Source organism: Sphingomonas sp. PL20, from assembly GCF_017875905.1.
Taxonomy (GTDB): Bacteria; Pseudomonadota; Alphaproteobacteria; order Sphingomonadales; family Sphingomonadaceae; genus Sphingomonas; species Sphingomonas echinoides.
Window position 1 is genome coordinate 39,071 of record NZ_JAGINH010000002.1, and the last position, 23,745, is coordinate 62,815.

A 23,745-nucleotide genomic window follows, 5' to 3' on the forward strand; every position below is an offset into this window, starting at 1 on the left:
TCTGCCGGAAGCGGTCGTAGCGATAGTGGGCGGTGAGACTCGTGGTCCAGCTTCACGAGCTGACAGGCGAGCGAGCCACTGATTTTGCCGGATCCTTTGGTTCAATCTTCATTTTCAGATTTTTTATAGTCGGCGCCGACGCTTGAAGACGCCGGCGCCGGGATGGTTTCGGCGCACTGACCCGCTCAAAGCCGGTAGGGCCAACCGAAGACCCAGATTTGCGAACTTTTCACCGTTCACGAATGCTGATATCTCGCGAACCATCCTTGGCTCGAGGATAGTCCGGCATGGATTAAGATCTCGCGAGAGGATACGATGCTTCTTCGGCTAAGGGTTCTGCAAGTCGGCGACGTCCATCTTCCTTCCGCGATGAAGAGCGGAAGGAACATTGATCAGAAGGACGCCGCTTTTTCGGTCGAGCTCCGAAACTTGATTTCTTCTTTGCCGATCAAAGTTGTTTTTCGACAAATCTATAAAATTCTCGAGGAAGGCGATGTCGGTGGCATCGTTTTCATGGGCGACCTCACCGATGCGGGAGATCTCGAGGGTTACGACAGGACTTGCCAGTTCATTGCGAATTCCCTGCAGTTAGGCGAAGGTCGTCGCCATGCCGCCATTCCCGTCGGTGTCGTTCCGGGCAACCACGACATCAATCGGCCCCTGGCCCTTGAGCCTGGGATCACCACAAAATTTGATCCCTTGAACGCGGCGCTTAAGCGAGCGTCTCTCCCACCTTTGCCGGTCGAGCAAAGCTTAACCCTCCCGATCGTCAGTGGTTCGGCGAAGGTCTCGATCAATCTTATGAACAGTTGCTGGGGCTGCGGCGCGCGCGAATACATTCCGGAGGATTTCCGCGAGGGCATTGGCAGGGCGATCGAAGAAACCTTGGAAAAAGGCGGCGAAAAGGCTCTCAAGACCTATTACGATCGCCAGTTTGACACCCCAGCTTTTTCAGAGCCTAGCATCACGCATCTCGTTCAATCCGGGCGGATGACAGATGCCTCGACCCTTTTGGTGGTGGCGGCACACCACAACCTTCTTCCCCAGCGGCAACCCCGGATCGCTCAATATACTGAGTTGGTAAACTCAGGCGCGATTCGTGGCTCGCTTGGTGAGCTTGATCGGCCGGTCGTATATCTGCACGGCCATATCCATGTTGATCCGGTTGAAACCATAACAGCCCCGAAAGCTTCACCGCTAATTTGCATCTCGGCGCCGGCGGCCGAGGACGGCTTCAATGTGTTGGATTTTGTGTTCACGCGCTCCGGGATGCCACTCTCCTGTCAGATCACGCCCTGGCGCTTCGACGCCTCAGGCATTCTCCATCCGGCTGAGAGGGTGGCGGTGTCGCTCCTCGGCAAACGCCGCCGCTCTCACGACGCCACGCTGAACAAGATCTATTCGTACATGCTCGAAAAGCGAGAACTCTACTGGAACGAGCTGATAAATGTCGCCCCGCCTATCTTCACCACTGATGTCGAAGAACAAACTCGAGAGGCGATCGAGCTTCTAATCGCAGACGAATCCGTTCTAGTGGAAAATTACGATTCCTCACCGAGCGCTTGGATCATCAGGGCCAACATCTAATGACCGACGTCACAAACCCATTCCGCCCGACACGGTGGGAACATCATCGAGACGGCAAGCCACTTTTGTGGTTTACGAATGCTGCCAAGGAACTCGCAGCGCCTAAATCGGTGTTTATATATGGCAGCCGCGGTAGCGGAAAAACCTCTCTCCTCAAGAGCATATGTTGGGAAGATCTGGCCGGAAACGATTCCCTTCGGCTGCAGCGCGATATTGCCGACTTTGAGCATATCGGAATTTACATTCGCTTTCCTGACCACATCTCGCAGTCTCTGAACTACGATGAATGGCGAGTTCAGTTCCCTCAGGTCGCCAATCCGGCGCTACTCTATCATCGCTTTTTCTCTCTCGCTGTCGAACTGGTCTGTGCCGAGAGAACGCTGGAAGCACTACATGCACTTCGCGTGCAAGACATGGTCACCTATGCACCCGGCCAAGAACTGGAGATGGTCGAAGATTTTCTCGCAGAGTATGAGGCCCTCAACCATTTCGCCAGCAGGCCTCCCCGTACGTTTCTCGAGCTTGCCAGGCTCCTCCGAAACATAGTCCCCCGAATGAGTGAGGCCTGCACCAGCGGCACCGCCGTCGCCCTGATGGAACGTCTCCCTCCCCGCGAACCCAACCAACTGCTTGCGTATCTTTCTGAGCGCCTGATTTCGGTAGTCCGTGTTAAAGGCGACGACGAGCCTCGACAGACCAGCCTCAAGTTCTGTCTCGACGACTGCGAGGTATTGAGCGAGGTTCAACGCCGCAGCTTGAACACATTGGTTCGGTTGTCAAAGAGCCCCGTCTCCTGGGTCATCAGCTCCGTCGGTGAGGCGGCCGAGGCGAGCGAGACTTTTCTGGAAGCTCAGCCGCTCACCGATGCCGACCGCCTCGTTCGCTCCCTCAACGATCGAAACGACAAAGACTTCTTCGAGCTCTGCCAGTCTGTGGTCAGCTTGCGGCTGTATTTCGCGCTGCCCGTCGAACAGCGGCCAGATACCTCGGAGGATCCCAAAGCGATATTCGAGTTGGTCGAGCGCCTAGGGGAAGCAAGCGTAAACAGTCTCATCCAGCAACTCCTACGACGCTCGAAGAACCCAGCGGCAAGATTAGTCGAGGAGGGCGCCAAGGAGTTGCATCGAGCAATGGGAAAGGTAGGCCGGTCTATTTCGATCCCACGCCGTTACACTTCGGAGGCAGTCCCTCCCTATTATGAAGCCTATCTGCTCATGCACTGGCAAGGCATTGAAGACGCGTTTAAGACCGACATCGGGCCCGACGACGTTAAACGCATCGGCACTTTCGCGAGCCAGGTTCTGGATGACTCTTTCAACGCTTGGCTGCGCCGCAAGCAGTTGGGCAGCCTCCTTCACCTCGCGCAGTCGCTTCGAATGAGGAAAATCCCCCTGTTCGGCAGCAACACCATCATCTCACTCGCCGACAGCTCGATCCGAGATTTCCTTGAGATCATGGCTGAGGTGTTCGATCGCTTCCAGACCAGCACTCAAGGGAGCGGCAAAAGTGTGATTGAGCGCTTCGCGACCGCGCGTACGCAGCTCGCGCTGCCGCACCAAAGCGAAGCAATTCACTCCGCAAGCCAAGACTACTACAACGGCGTCGCTAACAACGCCGAGTCGGATGCCGACACTATGTCTCGACTGGTCAGCGGCCTCGGTGCCTTGACCTCGCTCCTTCAGTCCAATCCTGCCGATCCTCGTGTGTTTGCGACGCCCGAGCGCGGTGTGTTCGTCATCGAATTCGAAACGGGTGATGCGAACGTCAATGATGAGGCGGCGTTCGTGAGCAGTATAGTACAGCAAGGTCTTCTCGCCGGATATTTAAGGAATGAACGGGTACCCAAGGCAATGCGATCGCAGGCTGATGCGAATGCACGTCTGATAGCCTTCAGACTCCATCGACGGTTCGCTCCTCATTTCACCTTTTCATACCGCGGCGCATATGCGCCCGTTCGGATTACCCAAGCTCACATTTCAGCTCTCTGCCGGCGGGTCGACGAGCAGAGTCCGTTCGCTTGGGCAAAGACGCTCGCCGGCATCGTTGGAAAGGTTGGTGACCGCCAGATCAAACTGCCATTAGGGGGGAGCAACAATGGGTGAACCCGTTGCGATCGGCCCTCTCGCCGTCCGTCAGAGTATCATTGATGCGTCTTGGCGGCCTGAGCGCAAATACGACCTCTTCTTCACCGCCTTGAGTTGGGAAACTCGTGGAACAACGTTCCTCGAGCAATCGGCTGAACACCTCCCCCCGGTCACGATTTTGAGATTTGCCTCCAGCGATCAGAAGATTGATGACGCTAAGGACGCCTGCCTCGCTAAGGTCCGAGCTCAAGGGGAGATCTCCGAGATCGTGCGCCTGCAAACATCGACTAGCCTACTGGATAACTATAAAATCATCGAGGCGCTGCTGCGCGATAGAGCTTCCAAAACCGCTCGCCCGTTGCGCGTTTTAGTGGACATAAGCTGCATTCCAAAAGCCTACGTCATGTTCTTCGTCGGGGCCGGCTTCTCGCGCGATTATCTCGCTGTCATGGACTGCGTCTACGTGGCTGGGACTTATGATCATACAGATGCCGATGTCGCAAAGAGCACATCTGCGAACGGAAATCGAACGCTTGTTTCCGCCGGCGACTGGCGGCCAGAGCTGATCCCTTATCTCAAGGCAGCGGAGCTCATGCCGGCCAGCAATGACCTCTTGGTGGCCCTAGGCGGAGAGCTCGGCATGGCGCGTTCCTTCATGGATCGTATCGAGCCGGATCGCACGATGCTGATCTTCATTGCGGAGGATGCTCCTGGGCCCGAGCGCGACATGGTCCCCAGCGAGCGCATCGCATTCAAACATCTGGTGAGCGACACCCAGTCACAGACCCGTGAGATTTCTCTTGGAGATGTGATCGGCGTCGCCGAACAGGCGATCTCATTCGTAAGGTCGTCGAACTGCGGGGGCGTTTCGGGTATGGCGCTAGGTGCAAAATCTCACGCCCTTGCGCTCGCCATCGCCTCCCTATCCGAGAGTCGTCTGGAGGTGGTTGTTAGGGTACCTACAAGCTACAAAGGCCTCGACGTTCGGCCGTCAGGACCAATACATCTTTTCGAACTGTCAGACAGGTTCGAGCCCTGCAGCTACATCGAAACGTAGATCATGCGTTGGCTGACTCCGGCAGCTGATCGTCTGATCGCAATGTGGGACGCGTTTGCAGAGCTAGTTGTGCATTGTCTCAACGAGTTGTGCCCAAGTGCAATTTGGCTCGCCTTTTCAAGTTGGGGCTGGATTGTCGCTTTGGTAGCGCGAGAATAGCGCCGTAGATCTTCACTAACGCGGTTGCCGTGGTGACAATGAGGCTGGCGAGATGGAGGTCGAAGCCGACATCGACGTTCGCCATATTTGCCATTCGGATGATCGCGGCGGCTGCCTCGAGGAACTTGACTAAAGCCTTCATGTGGAACTCCTGTGGTGCGCTCCGATTGCGCCAGAAGTGTCCCTCAAAGGCGGTTTGCTGATATGCGGTTGACGGGCGGTAGCTGCGCGGAACAGATGCGGAATCATGACCAATGACAGCTTCGGTAAGGCGCTCGGCGCGTTGATTTTGGAGAAGCGGCGCGTCCAAGGGCTGTCGCAGCTACAATTGTCGGAAGATGCCTTCGGCACTTCGGCCAAGGTGCGCCGTATCAGCGAGCTTGAGACGGGGCAGGTGAACAGCCCCCATCCAAAGACGATCGACCCGATCATCGCCACCCTCGGTATCACCGACGAAGAGATCGAGGCGTGCGCCCGCGCCACGAATACCAACGTCGATCCCGATCTCGATCGCGCCTACCGGGAGGCTCGTAACCTGATTGATGCGCTCGCCTATCAATTCGATCACGCGCGGCCTGATGCTTCGCTCTCTGAACTTGAGGATTTCCTGCGGTCGAAGGCGAAGGAATGGAGGCAATTGCAGGCGCGGGTCGAACAGATCGGTGCGGCCGATGCCGAGATTGAACGTCTGAAAACCGAGGCAAATGCCGCGCTGGGGGACGGCGAATTTGAAAAGGTCGATGGGCTCCTGGCCCGCATCGAAGAGAGCTTCCAGCAACAGCATACTCTTGCCGAAATATCGAAGCAGGCGGAGATTCGCATAATGCGCGGTGACACATGCATGATGCGTGAGGATCCGGACGGGGCGCTCGCGCATTATTTGCAGGCAGCTCGATTCTTTCAGCCCTTCGACGAAGAAGAGACCGTGCGCATCCTCTATGACAATGCGCACAAGATGTATGAGTCAGGGCTACGAACGCTTCGACCCCGATTCCAGGTTGGAGTTCGCTTGCTGGAGGAGATGCTCCAGCTCGATCCCGTAAAAGCCGATCCAGTTCGAGAAACCCGGACCCATTATCAACTCGGGCTCATCCTGCGAAACGCGGCAGGCCAGCAATCCGGTGGCGAAAAGAGAAGCCTCCTCGAACGCGGGCTGGAACATGCACGAAGGGCCGCCTCGCAAATCGTCAGTGCGGGAGACGCATTTCAACTGGTCTCGTCGAAGATCGCGCTTGCAAATTGCCTGCTTGATAAAGGCACTTCCTATGGCGATCGCAGCGATTTGGACGAGGCGCTAGCGACACTGGCATCGGCCAGAGTGATTGCGCTCGAAGAGCCAGACGCGAACTCGCTGCTGTGCCACGCCAGCAATGGCCTTGGTTCAACGACGTTGGCCGTCGAGCAGCTGACAGGCGTCAGGCTCTCGGATGCGAGGGTCCGCGACATACTCGCCCATTTCAACGAGGCGATTGAAAATGCCGAGAAGCATTTCAATCTCGATGTCTGGGGTGGAACCAGGATCAATCGGGCCCGCTTGTTCGAGCGGCAAGCGCGCCAACCGGAGCGGCCAATGGGTGAGCGCATTTTTCTGCGCATCCAGGCGATCTCCGATTATCAGGCGAGCATCGAGACTTACCCGGAAACCATCTTTCCGTTGCGTTTCGCCCAGGCTCATTTCGAACTCGCGAACATCCTGTTCCAACACGGATTGACCGTCGATCGCTCGCAAGATGAGGTTTATTTGGTGCGGGCCATTCAATCCTACGAAATCGCGAGCGTGATTCTTGAGTCGGAGGCCGCGCTAGGCCGCTGGGCGGAATGCCAGATGTATATTGGATCTGTGTTTGCGCATCACGCCCGCTTGGACGGGATCCAGACGAAGCAACATGACTTCAACGAGGCGTTGCAGCGCTTCGAGGCTGCGTTGAAGGTGTTCAGGCAAGAGGGCAGGCGAAAAGAGTGCCGTTCGTGCGAGCGGTCGATTGCTCGACTCCGCGATGAGTTGGGCCAATCTTTGGATTCCGCGCCCTAGACGTGAGAAATACACTCCAATTGCGGCCTCCCTTAATTGAATCGTGCACAGTTTTTTCGTCGCCCGCCTCTGCGGAGCACATTGACGGCAGAAATAGACGTACCGCTCAGATCATGCTGGCGTCTGGAGTAATAATTATGTCGTCATCGACGATGTTTGAATTCAGTGTCGGCGTCAGCTGATCGTTGGCGGCGCGATCAGCAACGTCGAGACGCGGACTAGAAAGTTGTAGCCAAGTTCTTCCCTCGCGCGCGATCAATGCGGAAACCACGACCGCGCGAGCGAAGGTTGTCTGCGTTGCGATCCTACACCATAGATCTGCTGGCACAACGAATGACGGTCGTTCTCGGCTCGTTACCCTAGAGCGGAAAAGCTGCTTCCGGCCCGGCTCAAGCGAAATCAGGTGTGAATAGGCGTCCGGTTTCGGTGAGCAATTCAGTCAACTTGAGGACCGCGTAAAGGTCAATGCCTTCATGATGGCGGACGTCCTAACACGGTTGAAACTGCCGCTCTCGACCTGTCCCAAAATACCCCCACTTTGCCGCAATGAACGGTGGGTGGGGTATCGATGGGGGTATCTGAGAATTTTCGTAGGAAAAAGTGTCTTTAAGTCAACAGGTTGAGATTATGCGGTGAGGGGAATGGTTCCTGTCCCCGCAACCAAACCCACATACACCAAACCGTCTCAGGTCCGCCCGAGGCGGTTTTTTTGTGCCGTTTTTCTGGGGCTTACGCTCGAGTCGCGAGGTACGCGCCCCCCGCCTTTCAACCAGCGGCAACCAGAGACCGACCTTTGTTGTCGCGCAGGAGCGCCGCTGAAGCGCCGGGCGGGTTTAAACCCGCCCGGCGCTTTTCGAGTTGGGCGGCGAATGCCGCTGGTGTGGCGTAGCAGAGCGAGGAATGCGGCCGCTCGGTGTTATAGTCATCAACCCAGCGCGCGATGATCGAGCGCGCCTGACGGACGGTGAAGAACAGCGTCTCGTTGAGCAGCTCGTCATTCATGCGATCATTAAAGCTCTCGACGAACGCGTTCTGCGCCGGTTTGCCCGGCGCGATATAGTGCCACTCAACGCCGACATCGCCCGACCATGTTAGCACCGCGTTCGAGGTCTGCTCGGTCCCGTTGTCGCTGACGATCATCTTCGGCCTGCCACGCTCGGCGATCAGATCGCTCAACTCGCGCACCACCCGTTTGCCCGAGATCGACGTGTCGAGCACCGCCCGCAAGCACTCGCGTGTCACGTCGTCGACGAGGTTGAGGATGCGGAACCGCCGGCCAGTGGCCATCTGGTCGTGGACGAAGTCCAGGCTCCAGCGCTGGTTGGGCAGCGCCCACACTGGTGCGGGCACCCGCGCGCTGACGGCACGCTTGCGTCCCTTGCGACGACGCACCGTCGAACCTTCTTCGCGGCAGAGCCGCTGGGTCTTCTTGCGGTGGATCGTGATGCCGTGTCCCCGCAACAGGATATGCAGCCGTCGATAGCCGAAGCGCCGGCGCTGCTGCGCCAGCGCGCGCAAACGCGACCGCAGGTCGCCATCATCCGCCCGGCACGAGCGATACCGCATGCTCGTGCGATCCGCCCCTACGACCATACACGCCCGCAGCTCGCTCATCCCCAGCGCCGTCTGGAGATGCGCGACCGCTTCCCGCTTCCCGGCGGGCGTCACCATTTTTGAAAGCTGGTCCTTCAGACCCGCGTTGTCGAGCATCGTGTTCGTCAGCAGCCGCTTAAGCCGGGCGTTCTCCTCCTCAAGCGCCCGCAGCCGCTTCGCATCGGACACCTCCAGCCCCCCCGAACTTAGCCTTCCATGCATAATAGGTCGCGCTCGACATCCCGTGCCGCCGGCACAGATCCGTCACTACCGCACCCGCCTTGGCCTCCTTCAGGGTGCCGATGATCTGCTCTTCCGAAAACTGCTTCCGCTTCATCTGTCCGTCCCTTCTTCGGGGGCGGACTCTAGCTCCAACTGCAGGAAAAAATGGGGGGCACGTCATTCACGTCATAGTAGCCGAAGACGCCAGCGCAGGCCGTCGACCGATAGAGGTTGGGGGCCGAATCTACCGGCCCCCACCATTTATTTAAGTGGCAATCAAACCATGATCGCGAAGTGCCGTGAGAATGGCGTTGATCTTAGTCACCTCGTCACCACCAACGCTATTCGCGATCGATGGGCGTTGCGACATCACCACTTGGACGTTATCCACTTTGATGACGCCTCCGACCTCGGCATCGCTTTCAACCACTAGCTTACTCAGCTGCCCGAACTGTCGCACCAGATCAGGACCGCTGGCACCACCTTCAAGACTGATAATACCAGGAGCACCGACTTTATAGGACGTCGTCGCGCCATTCACCAACCATAGCGACTGTTCCGTATTTTTCAGCGTGGTGTTTTCCCCAAACTGAATAAACGCTGCCTGCACAACGCCAGTCGGTATCTCGAATACAGGTTTGTCCGCATCGTCATCCCGGAAGAGATTGTTGGACAGTGTCAGATAGCTGATATTTCCATTCGATCCACCCAGCCGAACACCACAGCGGGTGTAACTATCCAATATGTTGGCGATAACCTGCACGCCGCCAAGATCCCCATAGATAGCAATGCCAACCGGACAATCTTTGACGATATTGGATGCGACCGAAATGGCACGCGGTTCACCATTGATACGGTTTATTTGTATACCCGACATACTGCAGGCTTCCACGACGTTATTGGCCACTACACCAAAGGCCGACGTCTCAGGAAAAATCCCGCACAGTCCATCCTTCACATTGTTGTTCACAATCTCAAAGCGACCAGTGGTGATCGTTGTGCTCCCATTATTGTTATAAATGTCAATGCAGTTGTCCGCCGTTCTATGAACGACGTTACCAGCGATCACCAGATCATCGCAAAGGCTGGCTTGAATTCCGATACGGTTGCAGTCCGACACGGCGCAGTTCGAGATTACTACGTCACTGGAACTCTGAAGATCGCTTCCCTTGACCTGGATACCGTCGTCCGTAGCTTCATAGGCCGTAATGCGTTCAACAACGACGTTGTAACAGTATTTGCGGAAGTCCACCGATCCTGCATGATAGTTTTCGCCCAGCACAATCAGCCCACCGTTGGTAGCGGTAGCAAACTCTCCCTGGCCGGCGCGGTTGCCATCGATCGAAAAGTTTCTCAGGGCGACGCTATTTGTCGGATTTTGCATCGTGCAGATAAGCCGCAAATAGGTGCCTCTCCCCAACTGGCTATCAGCCAACTTCAACACCGAACTACCGTTTGACTGACCGACGATCTCGACATTCGATTTTAGTATCAGAGCGGATGCACCGACCCCGTCTCCAGTAAGCGCCAGACGGTGGATGCCATTGGCGAGTTCAACCGTTCCACCGCCGACACCGTATTGAAAGTCGATAGCGGCTTGCACGGCCACCCTGTCGTCAGCAAAATCATCCGCCAGCACCGAACCATTTCACACAAACAACGGTCTCATTGACGCGCTTCCAAGCACCAGAAGCGCCCGTTGTATCAACAGTCGGCGCAATATAAATCCCCTGCTGGGCATCAATCGACACGAATGTTGAAACATTAGAAGATACCCAGACAAAATTACCCGCCCTACCGCCTTCGGAAAGAAAAGTAATATCATCATCAGAGGGTGCGGAAATTGCGGCCATTGCGGAACGTGTATTTGAAGCGCAAAATCTAGTCATCTTTCATCCTTCGAATCGCTCGGCGTTCCAAATATGCTAGAGGGTATCGGTAGGAAAGAAGAAATGTTCGATATATGTTCTCTTTTGGCTGTTTGCTACGCCGTCTGAGAAATCGAAACTTCCAACATTCTATTTTTGACAATGGCTTACATTTAATTTGGTGGCGGAGCTTTGCCAAAACCTGTTTGCAGAACGCTGCGCCGACAACCAAGGCTCGAGCCGACGAAATGATAAACAACGCTGGCGAAATCCCGTGACAACTCGCCTCTCGATCCGTCAATAGCAGGGCACCCGATACGAGAAGTTCGCCAACAGCTTCCTCCGGATCCTCCACATCGCCGCTTCGAGATTCTCGCTCAGATTTGTCTACCGTTCAGATGCCGCTGTGGCCGGCTAGTACACCTCTGGCGAAGCCGATTCCGATGAACGTTCCGAGGGGGTTGGCAATGGCACTGGACTCGTGGGCGGACGCAAATGGCATTGGGCTAGCTATGTCACCCGACCGACCATGACCCTTTATCGGCCGAAGGGGCGCAATGTCGGACCCGCCATGATGATCCTGCCGGGTGATTGCGACCGATCTGGAAGGCACCGAAATCGGCGATTGGGTGGTGCAGCAGGGAATGACCTGTGCGGTGCTGAAATATCGGGTGCCGCAAGCCTAGCCCGGCGGAGAGCGGCCCAAGGTGCTATTGGGATTGGAACACGCGCAGCGCTCCATGTGGCTACTGCGACAACAGGCCCCGTCCTATGGGGCCGATCCGCATAAGACCGGCGTCATCGGCTTTTCGGTGGGTGCCTGTCTCGCGGCCAATATGAGCAACACGGAAGAGTGCACATATCCGTTCGAGGACACGGCTGACAGGCAATCGCCTTGGCCTGACTTCGCGATCGTTGCCTACACGGCCCGCATGCTGGATAATAGCAAGAGCAGGAACAGCCTCGAACTCAAGCCGTGAGTAACCATCAATCCCAAAGCACCGCCAACGCTGATCCTTCATGCCATAAACGATCCCATGGATGCGATTCGGCAGCCGCTGGCCTATGCTCTGGCACTCAGCGACGCGGGGTGTGCCCGTCGACGTAGGGCTCTACGCCAAGGGCTGCCATGCCTTCGGGATGCGACCAACGGCCGATCCGATTACGCGGGAATGGCCAAAACAGGTCAAACCATGGCTGCACAACATCGGCATGTTGTAACGCCAAAGGTACCGTGCGGCGGGCCTACCGGCTGAAGGGACGGGGCTTTCCAGATACAATCCCTATCGGGAAAGACGGCAGTGTCGCACAGTTCAGCTTCGCCACCTGCCATTCCCAAAGCTAATGGCCCGCGCTTCACTATGTCATGTCGTTGCGACGAGAGATCGAACCCGCTGAAACGAACACTCTCGCGACATTAATGAGCGACCGGAGTTGGGTAGCGGATAAGCGCCGCTGAACGGCCGGGAATGGGTCGACACACCGGTATTGTGCCTGTGGCAAGAGGTTCGGTCGGATCTGAAAGAGAGTGGAACTGGCCGGACCCATCAAATCATAGGCCCCTAAGGACCTGCGATCCCTTTCGCGTACCGCTGCGGCGACGTCCCAACGATCCGCTGGAAATGTCGGGTGAAATGGCTCTGGTCCGCAAAGCCGAGATCGAGTGCTACCTCGATTGGGGGATACCCATCGGCAAGCAAACGCCGTGCCGCCGACAGCCGCTGCTGATTGCGGTAGGCTAGAGGGCTGACGCCTACGACCCTCTTGAACAAACGAATGAGGTGAAACGGGCTTAAACCACAGATGTCGCTTAGATCGCGTAGACTGAAATCGTTGGCAAGGTGAGCATCGATAAAGGTGCGAACCTGCTCGATTGTGCGGGATGCTTGGTACGGCATCTCCAGACCTTTACCACGGCCGACGTGAACTGCCTCAGCCACATTGCTCAGTGCAGTTTCCTGTTCAAGCGGCCCGGTCGTTTGGGAACCCAAGACAGCGTGCGCAGCGCAGACCAGCGCATGAAGTCTCACATCGCGAACAACTGGAGCCGAAAAAACGACGTTGGTATCGTCGTCGCCATCGAGAAACCGCGAGAAAACCGGCGCTGGTATGTACAATACCGCGTAGCGCAACGTCTCCTCCCCAATCGTCGCATTGCTGTGCGCTTCGCCTGGCCGCAGGCATAAGACGCTGCCGACGTCTGCGACATGAGCTGTGCGTCCCACGGTCAACGTCTCAGCACCCGCGGTAATTGCGCCGATCACGACCTCGTCGTGGCGATGTTCTGGAAAGCGGCGGTCGCGATACGCAACGGAAACGAGCTCGACCCCCGGCAAGTGCCGCGATCGGCGAAACTCAACATGGTCAGAGGGCGATGTTGCATTCACTCGCTCAGAATACAGATGCAGGCGTAACAAGCGAGTGGTTCCCGCCCCAAATCAGCCGGCGCGGCGTCACGCTGAGCAATAACGTTCAAGCGTCTGCTCGTCTCGTTCCCCTATGGCGAGCCGGGTCAGCGTCGCCGTGAGGCGGGCGCAATATTGGAGTGCCGTGCAATGGCTATCATTGAACGTACCAGGGTGCCGATCCTCGCTGCCGCGGTCCTGCTCAGTTCCGTTTCAGGCCAGCCCCTATGCGCAGCGACCGCACCTCTGAGTGCGTCGGACTTCCGCGCTGACGCTAACGCACTCGCGGGGCTGATCCAGAGCAATTACGCGTATCTCGACGAGCTCCCGGGCGGAATCGTGCCGACGTCCCCTCAGCTCAACGATGAACGCGATGCGGTGCACGATGCGGATTCGCTGCTTCGCTACGCAGAGGACATGATCACCGCGCTAGCCGACCATCACGCCTTAACCGGCAAATCGTTTGGCGACGATTGGGCGATTGTCCCAAGCTACGCCGATCTGTGGATCACCAGGTCTGGAACCGCCTATGTCGTTGAAGCCGTGAAGGAGGGCAGCATCGCCGACCGGGCGGGGATACGGCCCGGCTTCACGCTGAGCATGGTTGATCGACAGCCGATTGACCAAGCGGTTGCGGCGTTTTGGTCCCGGATCGGTCTGCAGCCGACGGCTGAGCGCCAAGCCTATGCCGCCCTTGTCATGGCGGCGGGGCGGCGCGACCGTCAGCGCGTGCTGACTTTCGGCACACCTGCTGGAGACCGCACCTTTCTTCTCGACAACCTTTACCAGCAGCGTGCAGATCGCCCAGCGCTGACCGTAACGTCTTCCAATGACTTGACTACGATACGCTTCAATAATTCCATCGGCGATCTTTCCACGATTGCAGCTTTCGACCGCGCCATGTCGGCGCTCCCGCGAAACGCGCCCATCACCCTCGATCTGACGGACACGCCGTCTGGCGGCACGACGGCGATTGCGCGTGCGATCATGAGCTGGTTCATACGCCGACCCATGCCCTACCAGATGCATCAACTTCCCGCCGAAGAGCGCGAGACCGGCGTCGTTCGGCAATGGGTCGAGTACGTCCTTCCGCGCGCTGGCAAATACCACCCGGGGCGGGTGGAGGTGCGGGTCGGACGGTGGACCGGCAGTATGGGGGAGGGGCTCGCGGTCGGGTTCATGGCGATCGGCAAGCCCGTCTGCGGAACGCGGATGTCAGGCCTCAAAGGCGCAGTTGACGATTTTGACCTGCCCAAGACAGGGCTGCGCGTGAAGTTTCCGGCCGAGCGGCTCTACACGGTGGGGGGCGTCCCACGCCATCAGGTGGTGCCGCCGCAGTGTAGGCGTGTTCGACAGGCAACGCACTAATCGATGCTGCTCTGGCAGCTCGAGCAAAGCATCGATCGAACGCGGCTTTCAGGGCGAGGTCCGCGCACTGAGACAACCGACCGACTTGAACCAGTGTCCGATGCTGAAAGCGGACGCCACGGCGTTCCACGTCCGCAAGTGGGTCTCAAGCGTCTTGCCAGCGAAGCCTGTCGATCAAGGCACGGAGAGCGGGGCCGACACGGCGATCGGGATAATAAAGCTGGCAACCTGGATAGGGCGTGCAAAACTCCGCGAGCACTTGGACCAGCCGACCGTCCGCGATCTCGTCAGTTACGTCATGTTCCATCATGTACCCGAGACCTGCGCCAGCGCGTGTTGCAGCCGCAGCCAACACTTCGTCGTTGACGATCAGCTGGCCTGACACCCTCGCCTTGATGTCGCGGCCATTAGCGGTGAACTCCCACGGCAGCAGGCCACCGCCACCCAGAAGGCGGTAATTGATGCAGACATGATCTGCGAGATCGTCGGGTGTTTGCGGGGGATCGCGATGCGCGAAGTATTCCGGCGTTCCTACCACGACCGTTCGCAGCGGCGGCCCGACCGGTACTGCGATCATGTCACGCTGAACGGTCTCGCCAAGCCTGATGCCGGCGTCGAAGCCGCCAGAGACCAAATCGATCAGGCGATCTTCCACAATGACCTCAACCGACACGCCGGGATTGTCGAGCAGGAAGCGCGGCAGGCGTGGTGCCAGGATGGTACGCGCCGCATAGCCGAAGGTCGTGAGCCGTATCGTGCCCGACGGTGCGTCGCGCCAGTCGGCAAGCGCGGCCAGTCCGTTTGTGACCTGGGCTAAAGCGGGATCGACCGAGCGCAGGAGCAGTTCGCCCGCAGCAGTGGCCGCCACGGAGCGCGTCGTTCTCGCCAGCAGGCGCACGCCGAGCCGCGTTTCCAGCGCCTTCATCGTGTGGCTGAGCGCCGATGGTGAAACGCCCAGTTCTGCCGCCGCTCGCGTGAAGCTGCGCGCTCGCGCCACAGTCGCGAACGCCGCCAGATCGTCAAGGTCGCCGCGCCGCATTGCTGCACGATGCTCACAAGTCCTTGCGGTCCGCAATGGCTAATCGAGGCGCAGCTTCGCGCCTATTTCCTTTATCGAACAAGGAGACGCCGACCATGGACCTTACCCACTATCGCACGCTTGGCCGATCCGGTCTGGTTGTGAGCCCATTGGCGCTGGGCACGATGACCTTCGGCGCAGGCCGCTGGGGCGCGGACGAAGCGACTTCGCGCCGCATCTTCGATGCGTATGTCGACGTGGGAGGCAATTTCCTGGACACGGCCGACGTCTATTCGGGGGGTGAGAGCGAGGCGATGCTGGGGCGCTTCCTGCGCGAAAGTGGCCGGCGCGACAGGATGGTGGTCGCGACCAAGTCGGGTTTTTCGCGGGTGGAGGGCAATCCGCTGGCTGCGGGCAATTCCGCGCGCAACATCCGCGACGGGCTGGAAGGGTCGCTCCGGCGGCTCGGAACCGACCATATCGACCTGTACTGGACGCATGTCTGGGATCGCACGACCCCGCCTGAGGAAGTGCTCCGCGCCCTTAGCGACGCGGTACGACGCGGGGATATCCTCTACTACGGCTTCTCTAATGCACCGGCGTGGTACACGGCGCAGATCGCGACGCTGGCGCGCGCCCATGGTCTGCCGGAGCCGATTGGCCTCCAATACAGCTATTCGCTTATCGACCGGGGAGTGGAACTGGACATTCTGCCGGCCGGGCAGGCGCTGGGCATGGGGCTGGTTGCATGGAGTCCGCTCGGCTTCGGCATGCTGACGGGCAAGTATGGCCGCGAAAAGCTCGCGGACTTCGGTCCCGCTGGCAGCGTGCCGAACAAAGGCGGCGAATCGGCCGTCGACGGCAGTGACGGCCGCCTGAACGGCGATAACCCGTATGGCGGCATGCTGTTCACGGAAGAAAACTTCCACAGTGTTGATGAGCTGCGTGCCGTCGCCGAAGATCTTGGCAGGCCGATGGCGCAAGTCGCGTTGGCTTGGGTCACCACGCGGCCGGGCGTGTCGTCTGTGCTGATGGGGGCAAGTCGGCCTGAGCAGGTCACTCAAAACGCGGCCTCTCTCGACATCCTGCTCTCGCCTGAGCAGCTTGCTCGGTTGGATGCGGCGGGGCCGCCCCCGACACTCAATCCCTACTTCATCTTCCAGATGCCGCGACAGCAGATCTTTGGCGTCAGCCATATCCGAGCATGGACGGACAAGGTGAACGCATGATTTGCGGAGAGAAGGAGTGCAGCCGCGCCGGACGCGTCTGAGCCGACGTCCGCTTTTGCACGAAGATCGAACCTGAACTGGAGGCGAGGTCCGGGAAGCAGGAAAGGCGGAGGGTGTGTCGTTTATTGGGTCAGTATTCTCAGTAATGGGCATCTTTCGTAAGCACCATGGTATCCGGAACAGACACGTCGTTCGCAGCACTGGCTGCCGCCGATGTCGGCGTGGCGATGGGTACCGGCACCGATGTCGCGATCGAGAGCGCGGGCATAACGCTGACCAGGGGCGATCTGGCCGCGATGGTCAGGGCGCGACGGCTGGCAAGAGCGACAATGCGTAACATCCGGCAGAACCTGCTCTTCTCGTTCCTGTTCAACGGCATCGGCGTGCCGGTGGCGGCGGGCGTGCTCTATCCGGTCGCGGGCATCCTCTTGTCGCCGATGCTTGCGGGGGCGGCGATGGCGTTGTCGTCGTTCACCGTCGTTACCAACGCGCTGCGATTGAACGGAGTGCGCCTCTAGCAACAGTCTTTAACGTTACCGCTCACAACCCGCTGTGTGATGCCGCACGAACAAGCGTCGCCCTCTGGGGCGTCTCGGGCGGATCGTTGCTTAAGAAAACTACAGCGGTGCTGTCTAGCGATCGTCGGCCTCAGATTGGCAGAAAATGAAGCAAGGCTGTCCTATGGGCTTCGCTCACTCTGGAGGAGAAAAGGGAGGCATAACAGACCGGACCTCATCATGTTTCACGTTACCCTTGCACGAAATCGCCTCGGCCTTGTTGCGGCGGCCTTCCTTGTTGCCAGCTGCGGCCCGGTTGCCGCTGGCCAATCCGCTAACCCACCAAAGCTTCCGATGTCCGGCGCAGCTCAGACGCCGATCGAACACATCTTGCCGTATCAGGCGCGCTTTGGCCGACAGCGGCCGGTTATCGCCATCATCGGCATAAACGCCGGTACCGAACTTACCGACTATGTCATTCCGTACGGCATCTTGCAGCAGGCGGCCGTCGGCGAGGTCATTACCGTTGCGACCGGAGAGGGGGTGATGACGATGCGTCCAGCACTCCATATTCAACCGCAGGCTTCGGTTGCAGAGTTCGACAGGCGATTTCCCGAAGGCGCAGATTATATCGTGGTGCCAGCGGTGGTGAAGCACGACGATCCAGTGTTGCTGTCCTGGGTCAAGCAGCAGGCAGCAAAGGGCGGCACGCTCGTCAGCATCTGCGACGGCGCGTTGGTGCTTGCCAGCAGCGGCGTGCTCGACGGGCATCGCGCGACCGCGCATTGGGCAACGGCGGGGTATCGTCGCAAGACATATCCGCAAGTTCATTGGGTCGACGACCGTCGCTATGTCGCCGATGGACGGATCGTTTCCAGTGCGGGAATCAGTGCGGCAGTCCCGACATCGCTGGCTTTGGTGGAAGCGATCGCGGGTCGCGACCGCGCTGTGGCGACCGCGGCAATCGTTGGCGCGCGCGACTGGAGCGCAGCCCATGACAGTCACCAGTTTACCCCCAAGTTCGGCCGCAATCTCTCGGCGTTTGCGGCCACGGAATACTTTAATGGCTGGTTCCATCGTCCCCAGTCGATTGGCGTCTCCATTGCATCGGGGGTAGATGAGATGGCGGTCGCCTTCACGGCAGATGCATACGCCCGCACGGGCCGGGCAAAGGCGTATGCCTTTGCGCGCAATGCGGCTCCGGTCACGACCTTGCACGGCCTGACCCTGCTGCCCGATCGTACCGATCCGAATGCGCTCACGCGCATCGTCACGCCCGCGTCCGACACTTCGGCGTTCACCCTCGATCGTGTTCTCGCCGAGATCGCGCGTCTGTACGGCAGGCAGACTGCCTATGGCGTGGCGCTCGGCTTTGAGTATCCGGGTTATCATGGTTGAAAAACGCATCGTCTCGCCCGCGCCGCCACATACGCTCCGCGTGGTCCTGCTCGCCTATGACGGCATGAACCTGCTCGACCTCGCCGGACCATTGCAGGCGCTGACGACTGCCAATCGCGGTGCGTCGGCGGGGGCACCAGCGCGCTACGAGACGATTGTCGCCTCTGCGCTGGGCGGGGCAATCCTGACCAGCGCGGGCCTGCCTGTTGTGACCGTGTCGACGGCGTCGCTCGGCGACACGCCGATCGACACCCTCATTGCGCCCGGCGGGTGCGTGGGCGAGGACTATGACGTCGAGCCCGCGCTGCGCGACTTCATCGCCTTGCGCGCCAGATCGGTGCGGCGGCTTTGCTCGGTCTGCACGGGTGCGTTCCTGCTGGCGGCGGCGGGGCAACTCGACGGTCGGCGAGTCGCGACGCATTGGGCGTGGCTCGACAAGCTCAAACACCGGCATCCAACGCTCGACATCGACTCGGACAGCATCTTCATCCGTGACGGTAATTTGTGGACCTCGGCCGGGGTGAGCTCCGGGATCGATCTTACGCTGGCCTTGATCGAGCAGGATTACGGGCCGCGCGTCGCGATCGATGCCGCGCGGCAGATGGTCGTGTTCATGAAACGCGCCGGTGGCCAATCGCAGTTCAGCGTGCCTTTGGCTGCGCAGACGCGCGACCATGGCTTCGTTGAACTTCATGCGTGGATCGCGGTGAACCTTACGGCGGACCTGTCCGTTGACCGGCTAGCTGGGCAGGCGGGCATGGCACCGCGGACCTTTGCGCGAACCTATGCGGCAAAGGTCGGCCGGACGCCTGCGAAGACCGTCGAACTGATGCGGCTTGAAGCAGCCTGCCGCGAGCTCGAGGAAACCGACTTGCCGCTGAAGGCGGTCGCTGTCCGCGCGGGCTACAATGATGAGCAAGCGCTCCGGCGCGCGTTTCAGCGTCAATTGATCACCAATCCGGCGACCCATCGTTTGCGATTTTCCAGTCTTCTGTAGCAGCGTTCGGCGTCAGATTGAGGCGGCCAAAAGCTGACATAATTGAACGGCACCATGCCAGCTATGTCGATAGCGACGTTCATCGCCATGCTTCTGCAAGGGGCCTCGACCAACGCCGTCGCGGTTCCCGTGCCAGCAGGTGCGCCGCAGTTGCCGACACGTCTCTCTGTTACACAAGCGGCTTGCGCGCCAAATGATGACCCGAATGATATCGTCGTTTGTGGTCGAACGAACCGACGCAACAGCCAACGCCTTGAGCGGCTCGATCCCCGGTTTGAAAGGGTGAGCAGTTCGAACGGACTTGTCGAGAGACGTTTATCGGACACCGCCACAATGACCGGCGGTGGTCCGAAAGGCTCAGTTGGGATGACTGTCAAAGTGGGTTTCAAATAATCCGACCTTCAAGGACCGCTGTAGACCAACACGAAACTTCTCAAAACTCGATCGTTTTCGGGAGATCCGGCGGCGCTCGGCGATGCCAGCTATCCGCATCCGCTTGCCCGAAAGCGGAGGGACGGCTTCCCACTACTACCGCCCTTCCGCGTACAAAGGGCTCGCATCCAAACAGGTAGTTCGATGGACAATAACGAATGGCTGAAGTTGTGAAGCGCTGGAGACGGTACCAAAGACCGGGATTGGGTCTTTGTCGGCTGTAAAGCGGTCGGATCCTTAACGACAAAGATTGACCGTTTGGCGATCCGAAGCGCTTTCCTTATTGCGACCGTGGTGCTTTTGAGCGCGAAACTCGTATAAGCGGCCCTTTATTCAAGCTCCGTTGACTGCTTATGTCTCTCATTGCTTGTTCGAGTGAAGAACCGTCACCGGGCCAAGCAACCCGGATGGCAGGAGCGGGGTATCCTTGTCTATGATCCCTCCCAGCGCCGCGAACCCACCGCCAGCGGCCGCATTGGTGAAGGTAACCGGCGTCGCGCCGGGCTGCTTGTCGCCGACGAGGCGGTTGCGCCAGACATTGGCCACGCGCACCTCCAGCTGATTGCGTCCCTGCCGGACGGCATCGGTGATATCGACGCGATAGGGTGGTTTCCAAGCGACGCCGACGGAGCGACCATTGATCCACACGTCCGCGACATTGCCAACCGCGCCCAGATCGAGCAGCAACCGTCCGCCACCGCGGAACCATGCCGCCGGTGCATCGATTGTTTTGCGATACGTGCCGGTTCCGGAAAAATAGCGCACCGCCGTGCTCGTGCTATCGGTCCAGGACGTAAGCGCGGGCAGCGCCATTTCGGCCGGTGCACCCGGGCCGGTCGGAAAGCCCAACGTCCAAGGGCCGGACAACGTCGTGATCGGCGTTTCGACGATCGCGGGAACGGTTCGTTGCGACGCAGAAGTCTGTTCTCGGAACACGACGAACACCGCTTCATAAGGATCCAGACGCAACGGCACCTGCGTCACGCCGCCGGTCGTCGTGTAGCTGACGGGTTCGCTTTTCCCGGTGTCGGCATGCCAGAGTTCGGGCACCCGCCCGGCGACGCGGAAGCGCGCTTTCACCATGCCGCTCGCCGCGCTTTGGTTCGTAACGAAATACAGGTCGCCCTCGGCCAGGCGGCGGTGCGCGAAACGCAAGTCCAGTGCTGGATCGAGCGCGCTGTAATCGAAATCGCGTCCGATTTTCGCTTGTTCCAGCACTTGCTCGGGGCTCGGGCCCCACAGTATCTGTCCGGCACCGATCGCGTGGCGTACCAGAATGCGACCATCGGTATCGCCCCACAAGGCATCGGCTGCCGAACGGACAGCGGCACTATCCGACGAGAGGCTTGGCGATCCGGTTGGCTTGGGACCGACGATGGTCGCACCTTGCGTGGCAAGATCGCGCAACTTTTCGATCATCGGGAGGGTCATGCGGTCCAGGTGCTCTGGCAAGGCAAGCACGGCGTAGCTCGCGCCGCCGGGGAAATGGATCCGGCCATCGATGACGGTCGCCAAGCGCAGCAGCGCATCGGCGTTCACATAGTCGAAGCGATAGCCCTTGGGATCGGCTGGCGTGTCATCGTCGCGATACGGAACCCCCGAAGTAGCGCCTTCGCCGTAGAAATACAGAATGTCGGCGACCGGAGTGCCTTGCTGCAGCATAAAGGAACTGCGCGAAAGATAGTCGATCCATGGCCGCGCCATGCCGCTCCAGGTTTCGTTGCGCGTGAACGCCTGGCCGAACGGCCCGAGCGTGAGCCCCGGCTTGTGCCCGTCATCTGGCTGGTGCGGCGAAGTGTGAATGACGAGCCGGTTGACGCCCATCGCCATATATTTGTCGGCCACCCATTTCAGCGCCCAGGGCGTCGCGGTCCATTGCGGCTGAGACGACGTCAGCGATTCGGCAGCGACCAGCGGCTTGCCATAGACATGGGCGGTTGAGGCGGTTTCGATGATGTCGGCGGGGAATTCATCGGCGCGCACCCCCTGATATGCGGCGGGCTTGCCACCGAACGGCATCGCCCAGAATTCGCCCATCGGGATATCGGTCTTGCTTTTGGCGAGCATCCCGTCGGCGATCGTCGGCATGGCGGCACCTACCGCTTCGCCGTAATAGCCAAGCCCATGTTGCTTGGCGAAGCGCGTGATTGTGCCGTAATGGTTTTCGGCGAGCAGATCGGCGATCGTGCGGCGGAAATCCCACAGGAAGGCGTCGCTTTGCGCGGCGCTGCCGACCACCCGGCCGACAAGCACCGGTAACCACGGTGCGATGTCATAGCCTCGCAACCGCTTGAACTCGGACGGCATTGCCTCAGTCCAGTTCTGCACGCCGGCTTCCCAGCTATCGGTGACCATATAGCCAAGGCCACGCTTTCCGATCAGCGGGCCAAGCTCCTTGATCACAGGTGCCATATAGGCATCGAGATGGGCCTGGACGTGGACAGCGTTGAGCTTGTCGACTTCAGGTCCGGTCGCTTCGGGTGTTGCAGGGTGGTTAACCTCGCCGGTCGGCGAATAACCGCCGCGCAGCACGATCCAGTTGCCCGCTGGCGCGGTCCAGTCGAGCGTGCCGTCCGCGCGCAGTTTGTCAGTCAGGTTGAGCACGCCGCTGACGGGAATGGCGGCATCGGATACGGGCGAGGCGGTGATGTCGGCATCGGGCAGTACGCCGAATGCCGCTTTGTCTTCGAACAGGTCGAGCCGGGCACCGGGCACGAACGCCAGTTCGGCAAGCGCGATGCCGGGTGCGTGCGGATACGGTTCACGCGAGATTTCGGGCGTCTCGAACACGACGCGAAAGGCACGTGCGGTCGTTGCGGAAAAGGCGAACGTCCGTTCAGGGGCAGGGTTGTGCGCCGCGCCGACCAGGGTACGGATCGAGCGCCAATGGACGCCGTCGTCGCTTGCCTCGATCCGGCCGGTGGGCCCGTCGGCGAAGCGACCACCGAACGGGCCGACCATCGTCAGCGCGCGTATCGTCTGCGGCCTATCGAAGGTATAGGCAACCCAGGCCGGTTTATCGGGCGATGGGGTGTCGAGCATGATCGGGTCGGACAGATCACCATCGGCGAGCTTCGCCAGCGCAAGTCCGGGCTGGCTGGCAGTCACCTGCGGCTTCAGGCTCGCCAGCGGCACATCGCCTTCCGGCACGCAATAGGCGACGACCAGCGCGTCGCGATAATAGCCCGCGACGCCGTCCGACAGCTTGCCCATCTGGTCGCGCTTCTGAATGCCCTGGAACGGACCCGCGATCGCGGGTGGCGCGGCGAGGTGCCCGGCGCGCCGTCCGCCCGCAACGCGCGTTTCCGACCATGTAAACTTCTTCATCCCTGCTTCTGGCTTGACCCAAGGGCCGCCAGTCTCACTCCAGCCGGGGGCCGCCGCCATGGCGAATTCAAGGCCGAGCCGATCGGCTTCGGACGCGGCAAAGCGTAGATCGTCGAGCCATTCGGGCGACAAGGCCTTTACGCGATGCGGGACGATTTGCGGGGCGCCCATCTCGCCATCGAACATCTGGACGCCGGCAAGACCCGTGCGCTTCATCCATTCGAGGTCGAGCGTGATGCCGGGCTTTGCGACGTTGCCGCTCAGCCAGTGCCACCAGATGCGCGGGCGCGCGCTGTCGGGTGGCGACTGGAAGCCGGCCGCCAGCGGATCGGCAGTGTGCGCAGGTGCCGGGGTTGAAGCGGGGGCGGGGGCATCGCGATCCGCCGCCCCCGCCATGATCGGTATCCCGAGCATCGTGCCAGCGAGCATCAAATGGCGCGCTGTGCGAGCGAATGTATGATGACCGATCATG

At 59.7% G+C, this 23,745-nt stretch carries 16 protein-coding genes and 1 pseudogene; 10 read left to right on the top strand and 7 right to left on the bottom strand.

Translation table 11 applies throughout. From position 1 onward, the window contains the following. Positions 1 to 315 precede the first annotated feature (315 nt). The 3 genes from H4W01_RS00530 to H4W01_RS00540 are packed head-to-tail and all read left to right on the top strand — an operon-like array spanning position 316 to position 4,728. On the top strand, positions 316 to 1,587 hold the full coding sequence (locus tag H4W01_RS00530) for a metallophosphoesterase family protein (RefSeq protein WP_209609418.1): 1,272 nt from the start codon (positions 316 to 318) through the stop codon (positions 1,585 to 1,587). Then, positions 1,587 to 3,689: an ATP-binding protein gene (locus H4W01_RS00535; RefSeq protein ID WP_209609419.1), complete on the top strand. Its 2,103-nt coding sequence runs from the start codon at positions 1,587 to 1,589 to the stop codon at positions 3,687 to 3,689. Before H4W01_RS00530 ends, H4W01_RS00535 begins: the two co-directional genes overlap by 1 nt. Next, the gene (locus H4W01_RS00540) at positions 3,682 to 4,728 is read left to right on the top strand and encodes a hypothetical protein (protein WP_209609421.1); all 1,047 of its coding nucleotides are present in this window, start codon (positions 3,682 to 3,684) and stop codon (positions 4,726 to 4,728) included. Before H4W01_RS00535 ends, H4W01_RS00540 begins: the two co-directional genes overlap by 8 nt. Positions 4,729 to 4,807: 79 nt before the next feature. Here the strand turns inward: H4W01_RS00540 and H4W01_RS00545 are convergent, their stop codons facing one another. After that, positions 4,808 to 5,029: a hypothetical protein gene (locus tag H4W01_RS00545; protein ID WP_209609423.1), complete on the bottom strand. Its 222-nt coding sequence runs from the start codon at positions 5,027 to 5,029 to the stop codon at positions 4,808 to 4,810. A 105-nt stretch (positions 5,030 to 5,134) separates the two neighbouring features. Between H4W01_RS00545 and H4W01_RS00550 the strand changes: the two genes are divergently transcribed. Then, entirely contained in the window at positions 5,135 to 6,919 is a 1,785-nt protein-coding gene (locus H4W01_RS00550) for a helix-turn-helix transcriptional regulator (RefSeq protein WP_209609425.1), read from the top strand. 765 nt (positions 6,920 to 7,684) lie between these two features. Here the strand turns inward: H4W01_RS00550 and H4W01_RS00555 are convergent. The 3 genes from H4W01_RS00555 to H4W01_RS00565 form a co-directional block, all read right to left on the bottom strand. Next, a protein-coding gene (locus H4W01_RS00555; RefSeq protein ID WP_209609427.1) for an IS3 family transposase occupies positions 7,685 to 8,849 on the bottom strand; the annotation gives its coding sequence in 2 pieces (ribosomal slippage) (positions 7,685 to 8,713 and positions 8,715 to 8,849; 1,164 coding nt in all). A gap of 150 nt (positions 8,850 to 8,999) precedes the next feature. After that, the gene (locus H4W01_RS00560; protein ID WP_209609429.1) at positions 9,000 to 10,373 is read right to left on the bottom strand and encodes a right-handed parallel beta-helix repeat-containing protein; all 1,374 of its coding nucleotides are present in this window, start codon (positions 10,371 to 10,373) and stop codon (positions 9,000 to 9,002) included. Beyond that, the gene (locus tag H4W01_RS00565; protein ID WP_209609431.1) at positions 10,360 to 10,623 is read right to left on the bottom strand and encodes a hypothetical protein; all 264 of its coding nucleotides are present in this window, start codon (positions 10,621 to 10,623) and stop codon (positions 10,360 to 10,362) included. Before H4W01_RS00565 ends, H4W01_RS00560 begins: the two co-directional genes overlap by 14 nt. Before the next feature lie 686 nt (positions 10,624 to 11,309). Between H4W01_RS00565 and H4W01_RS22750 the strand changes: the two genes are divergently transcribed. Then, positions 11,310 to 11,582: a hypothetical protein gene (locus H4W01_RS22750; protein ID WP_334685094.1), complete on the top strand. Its 273-nt coding sequence runs from the start codon at positions 11,310 to 11,312 to the stop codon at positions 11,580 to 11,582. A 582-nt stretch (positions 11,583 to 12,164) separates the two neighbouring features. On the opposite strand, the gene H4W01_RS00575 is transcribed toward H4W01_RS22750, so the two are convergent. Beyond that, positions 12,165 to 13,019, bottom strand: a complete 855-nt coding sequence (locus H4W01_RS00575; RefSeq protein ID WP_209609433.1) for a helix-turn-helix transcriptional regulator — start codon at positions 13,017 to 13,019, stop codon at positions 12,165 to 12,167. 138 nt (positions 13,020 to 13,157) lie between these two features. Here H4W01_RS00575 and H4W01_RS00580 point away from each other — a divergent pair, with 138 nt between their 5' ends. Then, positions 13,158 to 14,375, top strand: coding sequence for a hypothetical protein (locus tag H4W01_RS00580; protein ID WP_209609435.1), 1,218 nt, complete (start codon positions 13,158 to 13,160; stop codon positions 14,373 to 14,375). Between the two features lie 145 nt (positions 14,376 to 14,520). Here H4W01_RS00580 and H4W01_RS00585 read toward each other — a convergent pair whose 3' ends face one another. Beyond that, positions 14,521 to 15,414, bottom strand: coding sequence for a LysR family transcriptional regulator (locus H4W01_RS00585; protein ID WP_209609437.1), 894 nt, complete (start codon positions 15,412 to 15,414; stop codon positions 14,521 to 14,523). Between the two features lie 95 nt (positions 15,415 to 15,509). On the opposite strand from H4W01_RS00585, the gene H4W01_RS00590 reads away from it, so the two are divergent. From H4W01_RS00590 to H4W01_RS00605, 4 genes and pseudogenes are all read left to right on the top strand, one after another. Beyond that, entirely contained in the window at positions 15,510 to 16,622 is a 1,113-nt protein-coding gene (locus H4W01_RS00590) for an aldo/keto reductase (RefSeq protein ID WP_209609439.1), read from the top strand. A 197-nt stretch (positions 16,623 to 16,819) separates the two neighbouring features. Then, positions 16,820 to 17,140: pseudogene (locus H4W01_RS00595) on the top strand (haloacid dehalogenase); the annotation flags it as partial. Between the two features lie 135 nt (positions 17,141 to 17,275). Continuing rightward, entirely contained in the window at positions 17,276 to 18,517 is a 1,242-nt protein-coding gene (locus H4W01_RS00600) for a DJ-1/PfpI family protein (protein WP_334685095.1), read from the top strand. Further along, positions 18,510 to 19,514, top strand: a complete 1,005-nt coding sequence (locus tag H4W01_RS00605; protein ID WP_209609443.1) for a GlxA family transcriptional regulator — start codon at positions 18,510 to 18,512, stop codon at positions 19,512 to 19,514. Before H4W01_RS00600 ends, H4W01_RS00605 begins: the two co-directional genes overlap by 8 nt. Positions 19,515 to 20,306: 792 nt before the next feature. Here the strand turns inward: H4W01_RS00605 and H4W01_RS00610 are convergent. Beyond that, complete coding sequence (locus H4W01_RS00610; protein ID WP_209609445.1) at positions 20,307 to 23,744, bottom strand: glycosyl hydrolase; 3,438 nt, start codon at positions 23,742 to 23,744, stop codon at positions 20,307 to 20,309. Position 23,745 lies beyond the last annotated feature (1 nt).

Coding starts and splice junctions, on each gene's coding strand:
- H4W01_RS00540 (WP_209609421.1), top strand. CDS start 3,682: ATGGGTGAACCCGTTGCGATCGGCCCTCTCGCCGTCCGTCAGAGTATC.
- H4W01_RS00580 (WP_209609435.1), top strand. CDS start 13,158: ATGGCTATCATTGAACGTACCAGGGTGCCGATCCTCGCTGCCGCGGTC.
- H4W01_RS00535 (WP_209609419.1), top strand. CDS start 1,587: ATGACCGACGTCACAAACCCATTCCGCCCGACACGGTGGGAACATCAT.
- H4W01_RS00610 (WP_209609445.1), bottom strand. CDS start 23,744: ATGATCGGTCATCATACATTCGCTCGCACAGCGCGCCATTTGATGCTC.
- H4W01_RS00590 (WP_209609439.1), top strand. CDS start 15,510: ATGGACCTTACCCACTATCGCACGCTTGGCCGATCCGGTCTGGTTGTG.
- H4W01_RS00565 (WP_209609431.1), bottom strand. CDS start 10,623: ATGACTAGATTTTGCGCTTCAAATACACGTTCCGCAATGGCCGCAATT.
- H4W01_RS00530 (WP_209609418.1), top strand. CDS start 316: ATGCTTCTTCGGCTAAGGGTTCTGCAAGTCGGCGACGTCCATCTTCCT.
- H4W01_RS00545 (WP_209609423.1), bottom strand. CDS start 5,029: ATGAAGGCTTTAGTCAAGTTCCTCGAGGCAGCCGCCGCGATCATCCGA.
- H4W01_RS00550 (WP_209609425.1), top strand. CDS start 5,135: ATGACCAATGACAGCTTCGGTAAGGCGCTCGGCGCGTTGATTTTGGAG.
- H4W01_RS00585 (WP_209609437.1), bottom strand. CDS start 15,414: ATGCGGCGCGGCGACCTTGACGATCTGGCGGCGTTCGCGACTGTGGCG.
- H4W01_RS00605 (WP_209609443.1), top strand. CDS start 18,510: ATGGTTGAAAAACGCATCGTCTCGCCCGCGCCGCCACATACGCTCCGC.